This window comes from Mesorhizobium sp. 2RAF21, assembly GCF_052115345.1.
Taxonomy (GTDB): domain Bacteria; phylum Pseudomonadota; class Alphaproteobacteria; order Rhizobiales; family Rhizobiaceae; genus Mesorhizobium; species Mesorhizobium terrae.
Genome location: NZ_JBFRGM010000004.1, coordinates 97,635 through 116,124, shown reverse-complemented (window position 1 = coordinate 116,124; position 18,490 = coordinate 97,635). Strand labels below are relative to the sequence as shown.

The 18,490-nt window shown below is 66.2% G+C and carries 19 protein-coding genes and 1 riboswitch; of the genes, 15 read left to right on the top strand and 4 right to left on the bottom strand.

Annotated elements, in window-relative coordinates; genetic code table 11:
* Positions 1 to 23 precede the first annotated feature (23 nt).
* Entirely contained in the window at positions 24 to 512 is a 489-nt protein-coding gene (locus AB4136_RS07985; protein ID WP_024924562.1) for a shikimate kinase, read from the top strand.
* Between the two features lie 56 nt (positions 513 to 568).
* Here the strand turns inward: AB4136_RS07985 and AB4136_RS07980 are convergent, their stop codons facing one another.
* The 3 genes from AB4136_RS07980 to AB4136_RS07970 all read right to left on the bottom strand — a co-directional run bounded on the left by AB4136_RS07980 (position 569) and on the right by AB4136_RS07970 (position 2,760).
* Entirely contained in the window at positions 569 to 1,012 is a 444-nt protein-coding gene (locus tag AB4136_RS07980) for a hypothetical protein (protein WP_036255072.1), read from the bottom strand.
* A 2-nt stretch (positions 1,013 to 1,014) separates the two neighbouring features.
* Positions 1,015 to 1,719 carry an SDR family oxidoreductase gene (locus tag AB4136_RS07975; RefSeq protein ID WP_024924561.1) on the bottom strand — a complete coding sequence of 235 codons (705 nt, stop codon included), beginning with the start codon at positions 1,717 to 1,719 and terminating at the stop codon, positions 1,015 to 1,017.
* A gap of 147 nt (positions 1,720 to 1,866) precedes the next feature.
* Entirely contained in the window at positions 1,867 to 2,760 is an 894-nt protein-coding gene (locus tag AB4136_RS07970; RefSeq protein WP_036255053.1) for an NmrA family NAD(P)-binding protein, read from the bottom strand.
* A 109-nt stretch (positions 2,761 to 2,869) separates the two neighbouring features.
* Between AB4136_RS07970 and AB4136_RS07965 the strand changes: the two genes are divergently transcribed.
* The 8 genes from AB4136_RS07965 (at position 2,870) to AB4136_RS07930 (ending at position 12,506) form a co-directional block, all read left to right on the top strand.
* Complete coding sequence (locus tag AB4136_RS07965) at positions 2,870 to 3,784, top strand: LysR family transcriptional regulator (RefSeq protein ID WP_024924559.1); 915 nt, start codon at positions 2,870 to 2,872, stop codon at positions 3,782 to 3,784.
* An 84-nt stretch (positions 3,785 to 3,868) separates the two neighbouring features.
* Positions 3,869 to 4,073, top strand: a riboswitch (cobalamin riboswitch).
* 34 nt (positions 4,074 to 4,107) lie between these two features.
* A complete protein-coding gene (locus AB4136_RS07960) occupies positions 4,108 to 4,533 on the top strand; it encodes a DUF1636 family protein (protein WP_024924558.1) in 426 nt (141 codons plus the stop codon).
* Positions 4,534 to 4,535: 2 nt separating this feature from the next.
* Positions 4,536 to 5,573, top strand: coding sequence for a cobalamin biosynthesis protein CobW (gene cobW / locus AB4136_RS07955; protein WP_024924557.1), 1,038 nt, complete (start codon positions 4,536 to 4,538; stop codon positions 5,571 to 5,573).
* A 3-nt stretch (positions 5,574 to 5,576) separates the two neighbouring features.
* The gene (gene cobN, locus AB4136_RS07950) at positions 5,577 to 9,014 is read left to right on the top strand and encodes a cobaltochelatase subunit CobN (RefSeq protein WP_024924556.1); all 3,438 of its coding nucleotides are present in this window, start codon (positions 5,577 to 5,579) and stop codon (positions 9,012 to 9,014) included.
* The gene (gene cobG, locus AB4136_RS07945; protein WP_024924555.1) at positions 9,011 to 10,354 is read left to right on the top strand and encodes a precorrin-3B synthase; all 1,344 of its coding nucleotides are present in this window, start codon (positions 9,011 to 9,013) and stop codon (positions 10,352 to 10,354) included. The genes cobN and cobG overlap by 4 nt, the downstream gene beginning before the upstream one ends.
* 12 nt (positions 10,355 to 10,366) lie before the next feature.
* Positions 10,367 to 10,999, top strand: coding sequence for a precorrin-8X methylmutase (locus tag AB4136_RS07940; RefSeq protein WP_024924554.1), 633 nt, complete (start codon positions 10,367 to 10,369; stop codon positions 10,997 to 10,999).
* Positions 10,996 to 11,745 (top strand): precorrin-2 C(20)-methyltransferase, encoded by a 750-nt coding sequence (locus AB4136_RS07935; protein WP_441931006.1) that lies wholly within the window; start codon positions 10,996 to 10,998, stop codon positions 11,743 to 11,745. The genes AB4136_RS07940 and AB4136_RS07935 overlap by 4 nt, the downstream gene beginning before the upstream one ends.
* Positions 11,742 to 12,506: a precorrin-3B C(17)-methyltransferase gene (locus AB4136_RS07930; protein ID WP_024924552.1), complete on the top strand. Its 765-nt coding sequence runs from the start codon at positions 11,742 to 11,744 to the stop codon at positions 12,504 to 12,506. The genes AB4136_RS07935 and AB4136_RS07930 overlap by 4 nt, the downstream gene beginning before the upstream one ends.
* On the opposite strand, the gene AB4136_RS07925 is transcribed toward AB4136_RS07930, so the two are convergent.
* Positions 12,470 to 13,237 carry a cobalt-precorrin-6A reductase gene (locus AB4136_RS07925; protein WP_024924551.1) on the bottom strand — a complete coding sequence of 256 codons (768 nt, stop codon included), beginning with the start codon at positions 13,235 to 13,237 and terminating at the stop codon, positions 12,470 to 12,472. The two genes, AB4136_RS07930 and AB4136_RS07925, sit on opposite strands and share 37 nt — an antisense overlap.
* A gap of 1 nt (position 13,238) precedes the next feature.
* On the opposite strand from AB4136_RS07925, the gene AB4136_RS07920 reads away from it, so the two are divergent.
* From AB4136_RS07920 to AB4136_RS07895, 6 genes are read left to right on the top strand one after another with little or no spacing between them, the layout of a single operon-like run.
* The gene (locus AB4136_RS07920) at positions 13,239 to 14,474 is read left to right on the top strand and encodes a bifunctional cobalt-precorrin-7 (C(5))-methyltransferase/cobalt-precorrin-6B (C(15))-methyltransferase (RefSeq protein WP_024924550.1); all 1,236 of its coding nucleotides are present in this window, start codon (positions 13,239 to 13,241) and stop codon (positions 14,472 to 14,474) included.
* The gene (locus AB4136_RS07915; RefSeq protein ID WP_245317510.1) at positions 14,453 to 14,860 is read left to right on the top strand and encodes a cobalamin biosynthesis protein; all 408 of its coding nucleotides are present in this window, start codon (positions 14,453 to 14,455) and stop codon (positions 14,858 to 14,860) included. The genes AB4136_RS07920 and AB4136_RS07915 overlap by 22 nt, the downstream gene beginning before the upstream one ends.
* The gene (cobM, locus tag AB4136_RS07910) at positions 14,857 to 15,615 is read left to right on the top strand and encodes a precorrin-4 C(11)-methyltransferase (RefSeq protein WP_024924548.1); all 759 of its coding nucleotides are present in this window, start codon (positions 14,857 to 14,859) and stop codon (positions 15,613 to 15,615) included. Before AB4136_RS07915 ends, cobM begins: the two co-directional genes overlap by 4 nt.
* A complete protein-coding gene (gene cobA / locus AB4136_RS07905; protein ID WP_024924547.1) occupies positions 15,612 to 16,397 on the top strand; it encodes a uroporphyrinogen-III C-methyltransferase in 786 nt (261 codons plus the stop codon). Before cobM ends, cobA begins: the two co-directional genes overlap by 4 nt.
* The gene (locus AB4136_RS07900) at positions 16,394 to 17,710 is read left to right on the top strand and encodes a cobyrinate a,c-diamide synthase (protein ID WP_024924546.1); all 1,317 of its coding nucleotides are present in this window, start codon (positions 16,394 to 16,396) and stop codon (positions 17,708 to 17,710) included. Before cobA ends, AB4136_RS07900 begins: the two co-directional genes overlap by 4 nt.
* Positions 17,707 to 18,474: an adenosylcobinamide-GDP ribazoletransferase gene (locus AB4136_RS07895; RefSeq protein WP_024924545.1), complete on the top strand. Its 768-nt coding sequence runs from the start codon at positions 17,707 to 17,709 to the stop codon at positions 18,472 to 18,474. The genes AB4136_RS07900 and AB4136_RS07895 overlap by 4 nt, the downstream gene beginning before the upstream one ends.
* Positions 18,475 to 18,490 lie beyond the last annotated feature (16 nt).

Here is an 18,490-nt window from a genome sequence, read left to right as displayed (position 1 = left end):
CACCGATATCCTCGAGAAGAAATATGAAGCGCGTGTTGATCACCGGCATGTCCGGAACTGGAAAGTCAGCGACGATCGGAGAGCTTAGCGCGCGTGGCTATGCCGCCTGCGATCTCGACACGCCCGAATGGTCGCACTGGATCGACGCCGCCTCGGACGACACGCTGACACCCGGAGATGGCAAGGATTGGGTGTGGCAGCTGGACAAGGTCCGGGCCCTGCTTTCCGAACCGCGTGAAGGCATGCTCTTCATCAGCGGCTGCGCTGAGAACATGGGAGAGCTTTTCCCGCTGATCGACACCGTGATTCTGCTTTCGGCGCCGATCGATACGATCATGCAGCGCGTGTCGGCACGCATGTCGAGTGGCTACGGCGGTGTGGCGGAGGAGCGCCGCAAGATCGCCGAACTGATCGAGCTGATCGAGCCGCTGCTTCGGGAGTCCGCCGACCACGAAATCGATTCCAGCGGTCCTCTTCAAGCAACGGTCGACCGGATCCTACAAGTCGCATAGCGTTTCAGTTGCATTCTCGCCGGCGGATATCCCACCGCACCGCAAAATTTAGACGATCAGTCCGCCTCGGTTCGCATGTGGAGCCTGTCCAGTCCGGTCTTGATCATGGAACCGTAGCCGTTCTCCTCAAGAACACTGGCCCGCCTTAGGCCGGCTTTCGCATGAAACCTGGCTTGTTCAAGATTCCCGATTCGGCGATACGCATCCCCCACATTGAGATGGAGCGAAGGAAGAAAGCTCGCAAGCGCCGGCGCCAGCGGATCCGCGTCCCCCTCCGCCCTCCCTGTCGCCGCCTCAAGAGCGGCGATGTCCCAGGCAAGCTCCATGGCCACATCTTCTTCTGTATCGGCCAGAAAATGCGCGATGATACAGCGGCGATAAGGATCGGTCTCGAAGCCGTCGTTCCATAGCCGCTGAAGCTCCAACTTTCCCGCGCAACGATCGCCGCTTTGAAGAATCGCCACGGCTGCGGTGATCGCGTCGATGGAAAGTTCAGCCACCACTACACCGAGCGTGTCACGCCGCCGTCGACGCGGATGTTCTGGCCGGTGATATATGCCGCGGCATCCGAGGCCAGGAAGGCGATGGTAGCGGCGATTTCCTCGCTGGTGCCGTAGCGCTTCAAGGGCACGCTGTCGCGCCGCTCTTCGGTCGCCGGCAGGCTGTCGATCCAGCCCGGCAGCACATTGTTCATGCGGATGTTGTCGCCGGAATAGGCCTCGACGAAGATCTTGGTAAAGGAAGCAAGTCCGGCCCTGAAGACCGCCGACGTCGGAAACATCGGGCTCGGCTCGAATGTCCAGGCAGTCGAGATGTTGATGATGGTGCCGGCCTTTTGCCTCTGCATCACCGGCGCAACCAGCCGCGTCGGGCGGATGACGTTCATCAGATAGGTGTCGAGGCCCTTGTGCCAGTCATCGTCGCTGATCTCGAGGATCTGCGCGCGCGGGCCATGGCCGGCGCTGTTGACCAGCACGTCGATACGGCCCCAGGTCGAAACGGCGAGGTCGACCAGCCGCTTGAGATCGTCATTGGACTGGTTCGAGCCGGTGACGCCGACGCCGCCCAGTTCCTTGGCCAATGCCTCGCCCTTGCCGGAGGAGGACAGGATCGCGACCTTGTAGCCGTCCGCTGCCAGCTTGCGCGCCGCCGCCGCGCCCATGCCGCTGCCGCCGGCAGTCACCACCGCCACCTTCTGAACCGCCATTACCTTCTCCTCTCCGATGCGGCCGAGCCGGACGGCTCCGCCATGTTGCTATCCTCAGATAGCATCAGACGATAGCAGACGAACCCCGGCAAGAGGCAACTTCGGCAGGGCCAGAGGACGAACGTGGTGATGGAATAAACAGCCCGTTCAAGCCCGCATCGGCTCGCCAGGCTCGGCGGCAGCAAGCTCTTCGAAATACTGGCGCAACGTGCGTGGTTCGCGTCCGAGGATGGTACGCAGCGTCAGGCTGTTTCCCGCAGAACCAAAGGCCGAATAGGATTCGAACACGCGCGCGAGTTGCTGCAGCGCTTCCCCCTCAAAGGGCGGCCTGGCGACAGCTGCCCACTCCTCGAAACTGCGTTCCACCGCCTCGATCGAGCGTCCGAGCACGGCGCTCATCATCGCGGCGATCTCGACGCGGTTGTACATACCGTCTGCGGCGAGCTCGAAGGAGCCATAGGCAAGCCGGTCATCCGTCAGAGCCTCGGCAGCCACTTCGGCGACATCGCGATAGTCGACCCGCGCCAGCCGCGCAGTGTTCGAAAAGGGTTCGACGAACATACTGTCCCGGACAATGGCTCGCCACGCCGGCGCGATGTTCTGGAACAGTGTTGCGGGGTAAAGAATGGTGTAGTCGAGATTGGAGCGCAGCAGCGCCTCTTCGACGGGCAATTTGCTGGCGTGGTTGGCCAGTCCGTTGGCCGGATGAATGACCGAAGAAAACACGAACTTGCCCACCCCTGCCCGTTTCGCCGCATGCACCATGGCGATGCCGAGTGCCGGTTCGTCCGCTACGAAAGGTGGACCGACATAGTAGACGCCATGGACACCCCTGAGCGCAGCGTCGAGGCTTTCGGCATCGCGCAGGTCACCGTCCACGATTTCGGAAGCGCCATTGTTCCGCGCCGAATGTGCGGCAGCCTCGTTGCGCACCAACGCCCGCACGATGACGCCACGCCGGGCAAGCTCGGCAGCGACATAGCCGCCGCTGCGGCCGGAAGCGCCAACCACGAGCACGGTTTTCCTGTTCACATCGGACATCCCGTTTTCCTTCCATATTGGATCCGCATGTCCTGAAACATCGGTCTCTCGCCCTTCGGTTGGTAGAGGGCCAATTCGTGATACCGTCTCTCGAAAATCGGAGAACGGTATGGATCGGTTTGGTGATGTCGAAGCGTTCCTGGCAATCGTGGAACGCGGAAATCTTTCAGCCGCTGCCCGGCATCTCGGCCGCTCGTTGCAGGCGGTCAGCCGTTCGCTGGCAGCTCTTGAAAAAAGCGTTGGCGTTGAGCTCGTGCGCCGCACCACGCACAAGGCGCAGCCCACGGAAGCCGGATATGATTTCTACCGCCGCGTGAAACCGGCACTTTCGGAGATTGCCGAGGCCAGGGCCGAGGCAGGCAATCGCAGCGCCGAACCTTCCGGGCTGCTCAAGATCGGCGGGCCGGAATTGTTCGGGCCAAGCTATCTCATCCCCATCGTCGCGCGCTTCATGGAAATGCACCCCAAGGTGGAGGTCGAACTCAGCCTCTCGAACCGCTTCGTCGATCTTGCCCAGGAAGGGCTCGACCTTGCCATCCGCATTGGCGAGCTGCCGGATTCGGACTTGAAGGCGCTCCGGCTCGGTGTCATGCGCCGTGTGGTCTTCGGCGCTCCGTCCTATTTCGACAAATATGGCAGGCCACGGCATCCGCGTGAATTGGCGGAACATCAATGCGTTTTCCGCAACACCGACCGTGACGCTGGTGCATGGCAATTTCAGGATGGCGGCAGACCGATGACCGTCAAGGTGAGCGGACGGCTGCATCTCGACAACGCCGCGGCGAGCCATTCCGCCGTCGCTGTCGGTCTTGGCATCGGCCGCGTACCGCTTTGGCAAGTGCAGGATCTCGTCGACAGCGGCGCAATCGAGGTGATCCTCGAAGCGTTTGAACAACCGGCGGTCCCGGTTCATGTCATCTGGCCGGCCGCTCGCCTGCCGCTCGCCAAAACGCGGCTTTTCATCGACTTCCTGGCCGCCAATCTACACATCGAACGGCGCAATCGCGAATGCGTCGTGGTTTGATCGCCAGATCGGCGCCGGACTGGCATGGCCACGCATGCGACGTCATCCGCCGTAACCATGCGTTGACAGCACGGCCCGCCCAAGCCTAAATCCGGCAAAGACGGTCTCCTCTCTTCACCGGGAGGAGCGAAGAGGGAATGCGGTGCGAGGTTCAAAAACCTCAACTCCGCGGCTGTCCCCGCAACTGTGAGCGACGAGCCAAGGCCGATAGCCACTGGGATTTCCCGGGAAGGCGGCACCGAGGCGACGACCCGCGAGCCAGGAGACCTGCCGTCCGACCAAAACCCCAACGCCTGGCGGGTGTCCCGGGCAAGGAGTCCGATTTGGATCGCAACGGCAGTTTTTCGGCTGAGACGGCGGGTGTTGCGGCAGACGCCGACACCGCGCCCGTCACCATCATCGTCTGTTCCTCGTGCCGCGACGAGACCGGCTCGGACGCGCGTCCACGTGCCGGCGCGCTGCTGGCCGAGGCTACCCGCACCGCCGCCGAGGATAACCGGAACATCGAAGTCCGCACCGTCGAATGTCTCGGCAACTGCAAGCGCCGGCTCTCCGCCGCCTTGTTGCGCGACGGCTGCTGGAGCTATGTCTTCGGCGACCTGACCGCCGAAAGCGGCCCCGACCTCGTCGCCGGCGCAGAACTTTTCGTCACCTCCGAGGACGGCCTCATCCCATGGCGCGGCCGCCCTGATTCGCTGAAGCGCGGCCTGATCGCGCGCATCCCTCCCCTTACCATGCTGAAGGACTAGACATGACCGCTTCCGTTTCCCGCGTGCCCTGCACCGTCGTCACCGGCTTCCTCGGCGCCGGCAAGACGACGCTGATCCGCCATATCCTCGAAAACGCCAAGGGCAAGCGGCTGGCGCTGATCGTCAACGAGTTCGGCGACGTCGGCGTTGACGGCGAAATCCTCAAGGGCTGCGGCATCGACACCTGCCCGGAGGAAAACATCGTCGAGCTCGCCAATGGCTGCATCTGCTGCACCGTAGCCGACGATTTCGTGCCGGCGCTCGACCAGATCCTGTCGCGCACGCCGAAGGTCGACCATATCCTGATCGAGACCTCGGGTCTCGCTCTGCCGAAGCCGCTCGTGCAGGCCTTCCAGTGGCCGACCGTGAAGAACCGCGTCACCGTCGACGGCGTTATCGCCGTGGTCGACGGCCCGGCACTGGCCGAAGGCCGTGTCGCCGCCGACATGGACGCGCTCGCCGCCCAGCGCGTGGCGGACGATTCGCTCGACCATGACGATCCGGTCGAAGAGGTGTTCGAGGATCAGGTCGCCTGCGCGGACCTGATCATCCTTTCCAAGAGCGACCTGATGGACGCCGCTGGCACGGCAAAAGCCAATGCCGTGCTGGACGAGCACGTCGCACGCGCCGTCAAGGTGGTGCCGACCGCCCAGGGCAAGGTCGATCCTTCCGTGCTGCTCGGTCTCGGCCTGGCGGTCGAGGACGACATCGAGAACCGCAAGAGCCATCACGACGGCATGGGCGACCACGAGCATGACGACTTCGATAGCTTCGTCGTCGAGATACCCTCGATCGCCAATCCGGACGAACTGGCCCGCCGCGTCGCCGACGCCGCAGAGAAGGAAAACGTGCTGCGTGTGAAGGGCTTCGTCGAAGTCGACGCCAAGCCGATGCGGCTCCTGCTGCAGGCGGTCGGCCCGCGCGTGAACCACTATTACGACCGCGCATGGACCGCTAGCGACGACCGCCGCTCGCGGCTGGTGGTGATCGGTCTGAAGGGCCTCGACCGCCCGGCCATCGAACGTATTCTGGTGGGGTAAGACTTGCACATCCTGACCACCACCTCCGCCTCGCTCGACGACATCGCCGAGCCAGTCGACCTGCGCCAGCAGCCGGCGGAGATGGTGGCGCTGTCGTTCACCGACAGCGATCTGGCCGGACTGGCATCGGCCTGGCAGGCGGATGCCGGCAACCTGCCTTCGATGCGGCTGGCGGCGTTGCGGGATCTGCGCCACCCGATGTCGGTCGATCTGTGGATCGACAGCGTGGCCCAACACGCCAAGGTGATCCTGGTGCGCATCCTCGGCGGTCACGACTGGTGGCGCTACGGCTGCGACCAGCTCGCCGCGGTGGCGGGTGCCAAGGGCATCAAGCTGGCGCTGCTGCCCGGCGAATCGCACGATGAAGACCTGCGGCTCACCGAGGCCTCCACCTTGCCCGCGGATGAGCTGGCGGCGCTGCTTTCCTATTTCCGCCAGGGCGGCGCAGCCAACATGACGGCGCTCGTGCGACGCCTGGCCGGGCTTTGCGGCCGGAACGTCGTCGCAACCCAGCCGGTCGAAGTGCCGAAGGCTGGTTTTTATCAACCGGGCATTGGTGTGGCGGATGGATTGGCTTCCTTCTTCCCGTTCACGGGGAGAATATCCCAGCAGGGGGGTCTGAAGGACGGGCAGGAGCCGCCCCTCATCCGCCCCTTCGGGGCACCTTCTCCCCGTGAACGGGGAGAAGGAAACAACCCCGTTGTCCCGATCCTGTTCTACCGCTCGATGCTGCTGGCGGCCGACGCCGCGCCTATCGATGCTTTGGCTGAAGCGTTGCAGGCACGCGGCATCGCCGCGGTGCCGATCTTCGTTTCCAGCTTGAAGGACAAGACCTCGCTCGATTTTGTCGAGACCGCGTTCGGCGAGCTAAAGCCGGCGGCGATCGTCACCGCCACCGCCTTTGCTTCCGGCGCGGAACCCGGCACCGAGACGCTGTTCGACCGTGCCGGCGTGCCGGTGTTCCAGATCATCGTCGCCACCACGCGCCGTGACGCCTGGGAAACCAATCAGCGCGGGCTAGCGCCCGCCGACCTTGCCATGCATGTCGTGCTGCCGGAGCTGGATGGCCGCATCCTCGCCGGCGCCGTCTCCTTCAAGGCCGAGGTCGAGGCGAATGCCGCTCTTGCCTTCCGCGCCTTCGCCAACCGGCCGGAACCCGATCGTGTCGAAAGCGTCGCCAACCGCATCGCCGCCCATATCCGGCTGCAAAAGACACCGGCGAGCGAACGCCGCCTTGCCATCCTGATCCCGGACTATCCGAGCGCACCGGGGCGCACCGGCTATGCCGTCGGTCTGGATGTGCCTTCCTCCGTGCTTGCCATGCTGCACGACCTTAAGGAGGCCGGTTACGCGGTTGAGAAGATTCCGCAATCGCCGCGCGTGCTGCTCGATCTTCTCGAACGGAACTGCGAAGGGCTTTCGCTGGAAGACTACGCAATACTGTCCGAACATCTGCCGGACGAGGCACGCCGGATAGTGGTCGAAGCCTGGGGCGAGCCGGCGGCATCGTCCCGCTTCCCCTTCCGTGCGGCCACCTTCGGCAACGTCACCGTGGCGCTGGCGCCGGATCGTGGCCGCTCGGCGGACCGGCGCGCCGACTATCATGACCCGACGCTGCCGCCGCGCCACGAACTGGTCGCTTTCGGCCTGTGGCTGCAGCAATCGCTCGGCGTGCAGGCGATCGTCCATGTCGGCGCCCATGGAACGCTGGAATGGCTGCCCGGCAAGACGGTGGCGCTTGGGCAGAATTGCTTCCCCGAGATCGTCACTGGCGCGCTGCCGGTCATCTATCCTTTCATCGTCTCCAATCCGGGCGAGGCCGCACAGGCCAAGCGCCGCATCGCCGCCGTCACCCTCGGCCATCTGCCGCCGCCGTTGACCGGCGCGGGCCTGGACGAAAGCCAGCAGGAACTGGAGCGGCTGGTCGACGAATATGCGCAGGCCGATGGGCTCGACCGCCGCCGTCGCGACCGGCTGGCGAAGCTGATCGTGGAGACTGCCTCCAAGACCGGCCTTGCCTCGGAAGCCGGCGTCGCCAGGACCGACGCGCCAGATGAAGCGCTGCGTCGCATCGACGCCTGGCTGTGCGACGTCAAGGATTTCGCGGTCAAGGACGGCTTGCATATCTATGGCCGCGCGCCGGATGGCGAGGCCAACGCACTGCGCCTGCAAAGCGCGATCAATGAAAAAGCCACCCTGCTGGCCGCGCTCGACGGCCGCCACATCACCGCAGGGCCGGCGGGCGCGCCGGCGCGTGGCCGCACCGACGTGCTGCCCACCGGGCGCAACCTGTTCACCGCAGATCCGCGCACCATGCCGACGCCGACCGCCTTTGATCTCGGCAAGGCCGCTGCCGACGAGATCGTGGTCAGTTTCATGCAAAGCCATGGTGACTGGCCGCGCGCTCTGGTCATCGATCTCTGGGGTTCCGCCTCGCTGCGCACCGGCGGTGAGGAGATTGCCCAGGGCCTGGCGCTGATGGGCTGCCGCCCGCAATGGGATGCCGCCACCGGCCGTATCACCGGCATCGAAGTACTGCCGCCGGCGGCACTTGGGCGGCCGCGTGTCGACGTCACCTGGCGCATATCAGGCCTGTTCCGCGACATGTTCCCAACCCAGATCGCGCTCATCGACGCCGCCGCGCGCGCCGTTGCCCAGCGAGACGAGGACGACACCGAAAATCCGCTCGCCGCCGCCACGCGTGCCGCAGGGCGGGTCGAGCCACGCATCTTCGGTTCTTCGCCCGGCACCTACGGCGCCGGCCTGGAAGCCATGCTGGCCAGCGGCGAATGGCAAAGCCGCGAAGAGCTTGGCCGCGCCTATCTCGATGCAGCCTCGCACGCCTATGGCGGCGCCGAAGGCGAAGGGGCAGCTGCGCCCGGTGCCTTTGCCGGCCGTATCGCGGAGGCTGATCTTCTCGTGCATACCGGCGACGATCCCGGCCGCGACATCCTCGAGGGTTCCGCCGACGTCGCCTTCATTGGCGGCTTCGCGGCGGCTGTCGCAGCGCTTGGCGGCAAGGCCGACGTTATCGTACTCGACACCACTGACCCGGCGAAGCCGAAGCCGCGTTCGGTGTCAGAAGCGGTGACGCGTGTGGTGCGGGCACGCGCCGTCAACCGGCGCTTCATCGAGGGACAGATGCGGCACGGCCCGCGCGGCGCCTCGGAATTCGCCGAGACGGTCGACAGGCTCGTCGGCTTCGCCGAAACCACCCAAGCCATTGCAGGCAATCTGATCGGCGCCGTGCACGATGCCTATCTGGGCGACGAGACTGTGCGCGCCTTCCTGTTGCGCGAGAACCCGGCAGCCGCGAAATTCATCGCCGAACGCCTCGCCTCGGCAAGACGGCGCGGACTGTGGCACCCGCTGCGCAATTCGGTCGACGACGACCTCGCGGCATTGATCGCCGAGGCTGGCCGCAGCGAGGCAGCCGAATGAATGCCGCCCGACGCCGGGGCGCCTGCCCCGCCCTGACGGCGCCGATGCAGACCGGCGACGGGCTTTTGGTGCGGCTCAACCCCGTTGCTGGAGGACTCGCTTCCAAAGCCCTGATCGGACTCTGCGAATCGGCCTCACGCCACGGCAACGGCATCATGGAGGTGACGGCGCGCGGCTCGATCCAGATTCGTGGGTTGACGGCGACAAGCGCGGCGGTGCTGGCCGCGGAAGTGAATGCGCTGGGCATCGCCGTGCGCACCGGCGTACCGGTCGAGACCGGGCCTCTGGCCGGCCTGGACTTGAGCGAAACAGCCGACCCGCGCGCCTTGGCCGAGGCGATCCGCGCCGCGATCTACGAGGCCGGCCTTGCCGGCAAGCTCGGGCCAAAAGTGTCCGTTGTCGTGGATGGTGGCGGGTTGATCAGCCTTGACGCGATTCTAGCCGATGTGCGGCTGGTCGCGGTTCGTCGCGATGGTAGCGTAAGCTGGCATCTCTCGATTGGCGGCACGGCGACCACAGCGCGACCGCTGGGCCTGTTCGACGAAGCGCGAGCCAGCGACCTGACCATGGCGATTCTTAAGGCAATCGCCACACTGGGCCGCGAAGGTCGAGCGCGGGACCTGGATACGGAACAGCTCACGGAGCGGAGTGCCGTCGCGCCCGAAGGTGTCATTGAATCACCTTCTGAAAAGCCCCTCTCAAGCGATTCATTTCCCATTGGAATTTTCCCGCTCACCAATTCGGCCGAAGTTCTCGGCATCGCCCTGCCCTTCGGTTCGATGCCGGCCCAGGCAATCGCAAGGCTCGCAGCCGAGGCAGTCGCGCGCGGTGCCAGCGAGATCCGCCCGTCGCCACAGCGCACATTGTTGTTCCTTGGCCTGACAAGGCAAGCCGGTGCCGAACTGCGACAGGCCGCAGGCGCGCTCGGCTTCGTCACCGAAGCGAGCGACCCGCGCACCCATATCGCGGCCTGCCCCGGCACGCCGGCCTGCGCGTCCGGTCATCTGTCGACGCGGGGGATCGCGGAAACAATCGCCGCCGACCATACCGGTTTTCTCGACGGCTCGTTCACCCTGCATATTTCGGGCTGCGCCAAGGGCTGCGCGCACCCGGCAGCAGCGGCGCTGACGCTGGTGGGCGACGAAAACAAAGCCGGACTTGTCGTTGACGGGACGGCGAAGGCCCTTCCGCCCCGATACAGCCCACGATATGAAGCCGCGCGCGGCCTCGGTCGCGTTGCCGCGCTGGCCGGCGGCGCAAGGCGCGACAACGAAACGGTTGCCGCCTGCCTTGCCCGGCTGGGCGAGACGGCGATCACGCAAGCCTTCGCACGGGAATGAGCACGGATGAGCATGGCCGCCTACGACTACATTCATGACGGCAACGCCATCTACGAGCGTTCTTTCGCCATCATCCGTGCCGAGGCGGACCTGTCGCGTTTCTCCGAAGCCGAGGCCGACATCGCCATTCGCATGATCCATGCCTGCGGTCAGGTCGAGGCGGCCCGGCATTTTGTCTTCTCTCCGGATTTCGCCGACACCGCCCGTAATGCGCTGAAAGCCGGCGCGCCGATCCTGTGCGACGCTCAGATGGTGGTGCATGGTGTCACCCGCGCCCGCCTGCCCGCCGGCAATGAGGTGATCTGCACGCTGCGCGACCCGCGCACCGCAGAAATCGCCAAGGCGATCGGCAACACGCGTTCGGCCGCCGCCATCGACCTGTGGAGCCAGCATATGGCCGGTGCGGTCGTCGCCATCGGCAACGCGCCGACGGCTTTGTTCTATCTGCTCGAAAAGCTGCGCGACGGCGCACCCAAACCAGCCGCCATCATCGGCATGCCGGTGGGTTTCGTCGGTGCCGCCGAATCCAAGGACGCGCTGGCCGAGAACTCCTACGGCGTGCCTTTCGCCATTGTGCGCGGCCGGCTGGGCGGCAGCGCCATGACCGCCGCCGCGCTGAATTCACTGGCGAGGCCGGGCCTGTGAGCGCGGCTGTCAAAGGCCGTCTCATCGGCGTCGGCACCGGTCCCGGCGACCCCGAACTGATGACGCTGAAGGCCGTGCGCGCGCTGGCCGAGGCCGATGTCGTCGCGCATTTTTCCAAGCGCGGTGCCAATGGCAATGCCCGCACCATCGTCGGCGAGCACCATCGCCCGGACTGGATCGAACTGCCGCTCGTCTATCCCGTCACCACCGAGATCGACAAGGACAGCGACGACTACAAAACGGCGATCACCGGCTTCTACGAAGAGTCCGCTGCAAAGGTCGCCGAGCATCTCGACCAGGGCCGAACCGTCGCCATCCTTTCGGAGGGCGATCCGCTGTTCTACGGCTCCTACATGCACCTGCACGTGCGCCTTGCTCATCGTTATCCGACCGAAGTCATTCCGGGTGTGACCGCCATGTCGGGCTGCTGGTCGGCCAACGGCCTGCCTATTGTCCAGGGCGACGATGTGCTGACCGTATTGCCCGGCACGATGAGCGAGTTCGAGCTGACCCGCCGGCTGGCCGACACCGATGCCGCCGTCATCATGAAGGTAGGCCGCAACCTGCCGAAGATCCGCAGGRCACTGGAAGCCGCCGGCAAGCTGGTCCGCGCCGTCTATGTCGAACGCGGCACCATGCCAGGCTCGATCTCCATGCGGCTGAAGGACAAGGAAGACGACAAGGCGCCCTATTTCGCGGTGGTGCTGGTTGCCGGCTGGTCCGGCCGCCCGGGGGCGGACCAATGAGCGGCCGTCTCTTCGTCATCGGGCTTGGTCCCGGCAACGCCAATCAGGTGACGCCGGAAGCCAGCCAGGCGGTTGCGGAAGCCGAGTTCTTCTATGGCTACAAACCCTATGTCGACCGGCTGGACCTCAAACCGCACCAGACCCGCATCGCCTCCGACAACCGCGAGGAACTGGCGCGCGCCAAGGAAGCCATCGTCAAGGCGTCTGAAGGTCATGCCGTGGCCGTCGTCTCCGGCGGCGATCCCGGCGTGTTCGCCATGGCAGCCGCCGTCTGCGAGGCGATCGAGGACGGTCCGGCCGAATGGCGCGACATCGACCTTCAGATCGTGCCGGGCGTCACCGCGATGCTGGCGGTGGCGGCACGAGCCGGCGCACCGCTCGGCCATGATTTCTGCGCCATCTCGCTGTCCGACAATCTGAAACCCTGGGACCTGATCGAACTGAGGCTGCTGGCGGCGGCCGGCGCCGGTTTTGTCGTCGCGCTCTACAATCCGATCAGCAAGTCGCGCCCATGGCAGCTCGGTCGCGCCTTCGAGGCGCTGGCCGCCGTGTTGCCCGGCACCACGCCGGTCATCTTCGGCCGCGCCGCCGGGCGCCCTGACGAACGCATCAACGTCGCAGCCCTAGCCTTCGCCAGGGCCGAGATGGCCGACATGGCCACCTGCGTCATCATCGGATCGCCAGAAACCCGTGTCATCAAGCGCGACGGCAAGCCGGCGCTGATCTACACGCCGCGCTCGGCCACGGGACGCAGGGAATGATCGATCATGGCAAGCAGATCGGGAATGCTCGGCGCCGAAGGCACGGCCGGCAGCACCGGCCTGCGGATCATCACCACGTCGATGCCAAGGCTACGCGCCGCGGCGATCTTGCCATAGGTCGCCTCGCCGCCGCTGTTCTTGCACACGACGGCATCGATGCGCTGGTCCACGAGCAGGCGGTGTTCGTCCACCTCGCGAAACGGGCCACGCGCCAGAAGATAGTCGACATGGGAGACGCCAAGCGGCGGTTCGACAGGGTCGACGCTGCGCAACAAATAATGATGCTGCGGCGCTGCTTCGAAGGCGCCAACCTCCTGTCGCCCAAGCGCCAGGAAAACGCGCCGTGCGATTGGTCCCAATGCCGCGACGGCCTCGGGCACCCCCTCAACCTCCACCCAGCGATCGCCCTGTTCACGCTGCCAGCCGGGACGCCGCAATGCCAGGATCGGCACGCCGGCAAGACGGGCCGCCTCGGCCGCGTTGGCGGAAATGCGCGCCGCATAAGGATGCGTCGCATCGATCAACAGATCGGTCTCGGTCTCCTTCAGATAGGCCGCGAGCCCTTCCGCGCCGCCGAAGCCGCCGACACGTGTCGGCACCTGCTGCGCGACCGGATTTTCGGTGCGCCCCGCCAGCGACAGGATAAGTTCGACATCCGGCCGCGCCGCCAGCCGGCCGGCCAGCTGCCGTGCCTCAGTGGTGCCGCCCAGGATCAGAATGCGGTGGGACATCATGCCTGCTGAGAAAGAAACACATGCCGCGCCCGCCTGGCTCGCCATCGTCGGTATCGGCGAGGACGGTGTAGCGGGTCTGGGCGACGAGGCCAAGCGGCTGATCGCGGATGCTGAGTTCGTCTTTGGCGGCAAGCGCCATTTCGACCTCGCCGGTACGCTCGTCACCGGCGAGATGCATGAATGGCCATCACCTTTCGACCCGGAAATGGAAGCCGTGCTCGACCGCGCCGGACGCCGCGTCTGCGTGCTCGCCTCCGGCGATCCGTTCTTCCACGGCGTCGGCGTGACGTTGGCGCGCAAGGTCGCCGCCGCCGACATGGTGGTGGTGCCCGCTCCTTCGTCTCTTTCGCTCGCCGCTTCCAGGCTCGGCTGGGCGCTGCAGGATGTCGAGACGATCTCGCTGCATGGCCGCCCGCTCGACCTGATCCGCCCGCTACTGCATCCCGGCGCACGTTTACTGGCGCTGACCTCGGACGGCGCAGCCCCGGCCAAGGTAGCGACCCTGCTTTCCGAGCTCGGTTTCGGCCCATCGCGACTGACGGTGCTGGAAGCACTGGGCGGTCAGGAAGAAGTCGTCCGCGGCGCCCGCGCCGGCGATTTCAACCTCAAAAACATCAATCCGCTCAATGTGCTGGCGCTCGAGATTGAATCGGAATCCGAGGCGCGGATATTGCCCTTGGCCTCCGGTCTCGCCGACGATCTGTTCGAGAACGATGGCCAGATCACCAAGCGCGAGGTGCGCGCCGTCACGCTCTCCGCGCTGACGCCGCGCCGCGGCGAAGTGTTGTGGGATATCGGCGCGGGATCGGGTTCGATCGCCATCGAATGGATGCTGTCGCACCCTTCGCTGCGCGCCGTCGCCATCGAGGCCAATGCCGAGCGCGCCGGGCGCATTCGCCGCAATGCGGCTGCCTTCGGCGTACCGGGGCTCGCAGTGGTCGAAGGCCTAGCACCGCAGGCGCTCGCCGGCCTGCCGGCACCGGACGCGATCTTCATTGGCGGCGGCGGCACCGACGCCGGCGTCTTTGACGCTGCGCTCAAGGCCCTGCCGTCGGGCGGCCGTTGCGTGGCCAATGCGGTGACGCTGGAGATGGAGGCGCTGCTCGTGGCCCGCCATGCGGCTCTCGGCGGCACGCTGACCCGCATCGCCATTTCGCGGGCTGCCCCCGTCGGCACCATGCAGGCCTGGCGCCCGGCCCTGCCGGTGACGCAATGGAGCTGGGTCAAGACATGATCGTCGCGGGCATAGGCTGCCGCAAGGGTGCGGATACTGCGAGCGTCATTGCCGCCATCGATGCCGTGCTCGCCGGCCACAGTCTCGATCGTTCCGCGCTCTCCGTGCTGGCCACCACAACCTTCAAGAAGGACGAGGTCGGCATCTTCGCCGCGGCACGGAAGTTGGGATTGGAGGTGATCGTGGTTGAGGTCACCGCCGCAGATGAGCCAGGCGGAGAGGATACGCTCACCCGGTCCGAAATTTCCCTCGCCATCGCCGGTTCGTCATCGGTTTCGGAAAGCGCGGCGCTTGCAGCGGCGGGCGAAGGCGCGCGCCTGCTAGGGCCACGCATCATTGTCGGCGCCGTCACCTGCGCCATAGCCACCAGCGGAGCCTCGGCATGACCGTGCATTTCATCGGCGCCGGTCCGGGTGCCGCCGACCTCATCACCTTACGCGGCGCCAAGCTGCTTGGCTCGTGCCCCGTGTGCCTTTACGCAGGCTCGATCGTGGCGCCCGAACTGCTCGAACACTGCGCGCCAGGCACGCGATTGGTCGACACCGCGCCGATGTCGCTGGACGAGATCGAGGCCGAATATGTTGCCGCCGCCCAGGCCGGCCAGGATGTGGCGCGTCTGCATTCAGGCGACCTTTCGGTGTGGAGTGCCGTCGCTGAGCAGATCCGCCGTCTCGAACGCAACGGCATTGCCTACACGCTGACGCCCGGCGTCCCGTCCTTTGCCGCCGCGGCCGCAGCGCTGAAACGCGAACTGACCATCCCGGAAGTCGCGCAGAGCCTGGTGCTGACCCGCGTCTCTGGTCGTGCCTCCAAGATGCCGCCTGGCGAAACGCTGTCGGCCTTCGGCCGCACCGGCGCCACGCTGGCGATCCATCTCGCCATCCACGCCATCGAACAGGTGGTGGCGGAACTGACCCCGCATTATGGCGGCGACTGCCCGGTCGCCATAGTCTTTCGCGCCTCCTGGCCCGACGAACGCGTCATCCGCGCGACGCTGGAGACGGTCGCGGCCGCCCTTGCCGCCGATCCGATCGAGCGCACCGCGCTGATCTTTGTCGGGCGTTCGCTGGCGGCGCAGGATTTCACCGAAAGCTCGCTCTACGACCCTTATTATCAGCGGCGCTTCAGGAACCGGCAATGACGTTTTCCGAAACCTTCCAGAAGCTCACCGCACACAAACCGCGGCTGCAACCCGGCCATGTCTGGCTGGCCGGCTCCGGCCCCGGCGACCCCAGCCTGCTCACGCTGGAAGTGCTTTCGGCGCTGACCGAGGCCGACGCGCTGGTGCATGACGCGCTGGTCTCGCCGGAGATCATCGCTGTCGCCGAACGGGCGGAGAAATTCTATGTCGGCAAGCGCGGCGGCCGGCTGTCCATTCCGCAGGAAGACATCAACGCCCTTATCGTGAAACTCGCCAAGGAAGGCCGCAAGGTGGTGCGCCTGAAGGGCGGCCATCCTTATGTCTTCGCGCGCGGCGCCGAGGAAACGCTGGCTTTGGCCGAGCACGGCATTCCCTACCGGGTTCTGCCGGGTGTCACCTCGGCCTTCGGCGGCCTGACCTCGGCCGGCATTCCGGCCACCATGCGCGGCATCAACGGCGCCATCATCCTAGCAACGGGCTTCGCCGCTGTCTCCGACGACCGGCCGGACTGGGCAGCCCTTGCCCGCACCGGCCAGCCCATCGTCATCTATATGGGCCTGACCCATATGGAGGCGACCATCGCCGACCTTATGGCAGGTGGGCTGACGGCGGACATGCCGGCGGCGCTGATCGAGAACGCCACATTGCCACAAGAGCGCACCGTGGTCGCCACGCTGGGCACACTGGTCGAAGCAGCCGCGCGGGAGGCAATCGTTTCTCCCGCGCTCATCGTCATCGGCGGCATCGTCGCCATGCGCGACAGGCTGGTGCAGCGACCATGAACGCGACGGCCCTCATCGTCGGCGCGCCGCGCTCCGGCTCCGGCAAGACCAGCGTCACCATCGGCATCCTGCGTGCGCTGGCCAGGCGCGGCGTTCGCGTGCGCGGCGCGAAGTCCGGTCCCGATTATATCGATCCCGGCTTCCATGCCGCCGCCACCGGTCTGCCCGGCGTCAATCTGGACAGTTGGGCGATGCCGCCTTCCCTGCTCAACGGCCTGGCGGCGCAGACAGCCGACAATGCCGAACTGGTGGTGCTGGAAAGCGCCATGGGCCTGTTCGATGGCATCCCTTCGCCGGACGGGCGCACGGGATCGGCCGCCGACCTCGCCCGGCTCTACCGGCTGCCCGTCCTGTTGGTGCTTGACGTCTCCGGGCAATCGACGACGGCCGCGGCGATCGCCAAGGGCCTTTCCTGCTATGATCCGAATGTGCGCGTGGCCGGCGTCGTGCTCAACCGGCTGGGCAGCGAGCGCCATCGCAAGCTCTGCACCGAGGCCATCGAGGCGCTGGGCTTGCCCGTAGTCGGTGCCATTCTGCGCGATTCAGCCCTTGCCTTGCCCGAACGCCATCTCGGCCTTGTCCAGGCCAGCGAACATGCCAGCCTGATGCAGCATCTCGACCGGCTGGCCGATATGGCCGACGCTTCGCTGAACCTCGACGCCATCATGGCGCTCGCCGCCCCGCTCGAACCGGCTGATGGCAGTTTCGAGGCAGCGCTGCCGCCGCCGGGACAACGCATCGCGCTCGCCGAGGATGCCGCCTTCACCTTCATCTATCCGCATGTCGCCGCGCATTGGCGCAAATCGGGCGCCGAGATCGTGCCCTTCTCGCCACTGGCGGACGAGGCGCCGGACGAGAGCTGCGACGTCTGCTGGCTGCCCGGCGGCTATCCGGAGCTGCATGCGGGCAAGCTGGCCGCCGCCAGCGATTTCCAGGCGGGCATCAAGCGCTTCGCCGCGACGAAGCCGGTCCATGGCGAGTGCGGCGGCTTCATGGTTCTGGGCAAGGCCCTTGAAGACGCCGAAGGCGTCACCCATTCCATGCTCGGCTTGCTCGGCCATTCGACCTCCTTCGCCAAACGCAAGATGAACCTCGGCTACCGCGAGGCCAGGCTGAAGAGCGACAGCGCGCTCGGGCCTGCCGGAACAGTGGTGCGCGGCCACGAATTCCACTACGCTCAGGTGACCGACACCGGCAGCGACGAGCCGCTCGCCGAGCTCGCCGACGGCCAGGGTAACGCGCTCGGGCCCTCCGGTGGACGGCGGGGTCCGGTCAGCGGAACCTTCTTCCACGCCATCGCGATGAACCCATGAGCCGCTTCTCCGCGCCCGGCAAGATCCTCACCGACATAGCGCTTTGTCTGGTCTTCTTCACGCGCTCGCCGTTGCCGGTTCTCGACTTCGGCGACCGCAAGCTGGCCGATGCGATATGGGCGGCGCCGGTGGCAGGTGCGGTTGTGGCCCTGATCGGTGCGATCGTCTTTTCGCTTGCCACCACCTTCGGCGTCGCCTCCGGCCCGGCAGCCGCTCTGACGCTGGCCGCGATGATGCTGACCACCGGTTCGCTACACGAGGACGGCCTTTCCGATGTCGCCGACGGTTTTGGCGGTGGCCGCACGACCGATCGCAAGCTGGAGATCATGCACGACAGCCGCATCGGCGCTTATGGCGCTTCCGCGCTCGGCCTGACCATCCTCATCCGCTGGAGCGCGCTGGCGGAATTCTCCCATGGCTGGTCGGCGCTGTTGGCGCTGATCGCCGCTCACGCCGCCTCGCGCGGGCTGCTGGGTGCCTTCCTGCATCTGATGCCACCGGCCACGGCCGACGGCCTCTCCAGCCGCGCCGGCACCGTCTCTGCCACCACCGCACAGGCAGGCGCGATCCTCGGCGCCGTTGCACTGCTCACCCTCGGGCTGGGCGGCGCGATCGTGGCCGTGGCCCTGCTTGGCCTCATCTTCTACGGTTTCCGCAAGCTCTGTCTCAGCCAGATCGGCGGCCATACCGGCGATGCCGCCGGCGCACTGCAGCAGCTTTGCGAAATCGCCATCCTTGTCGTCGCTTCCGTGTCGCTCACCTGATTCTCTTTCGGAGACA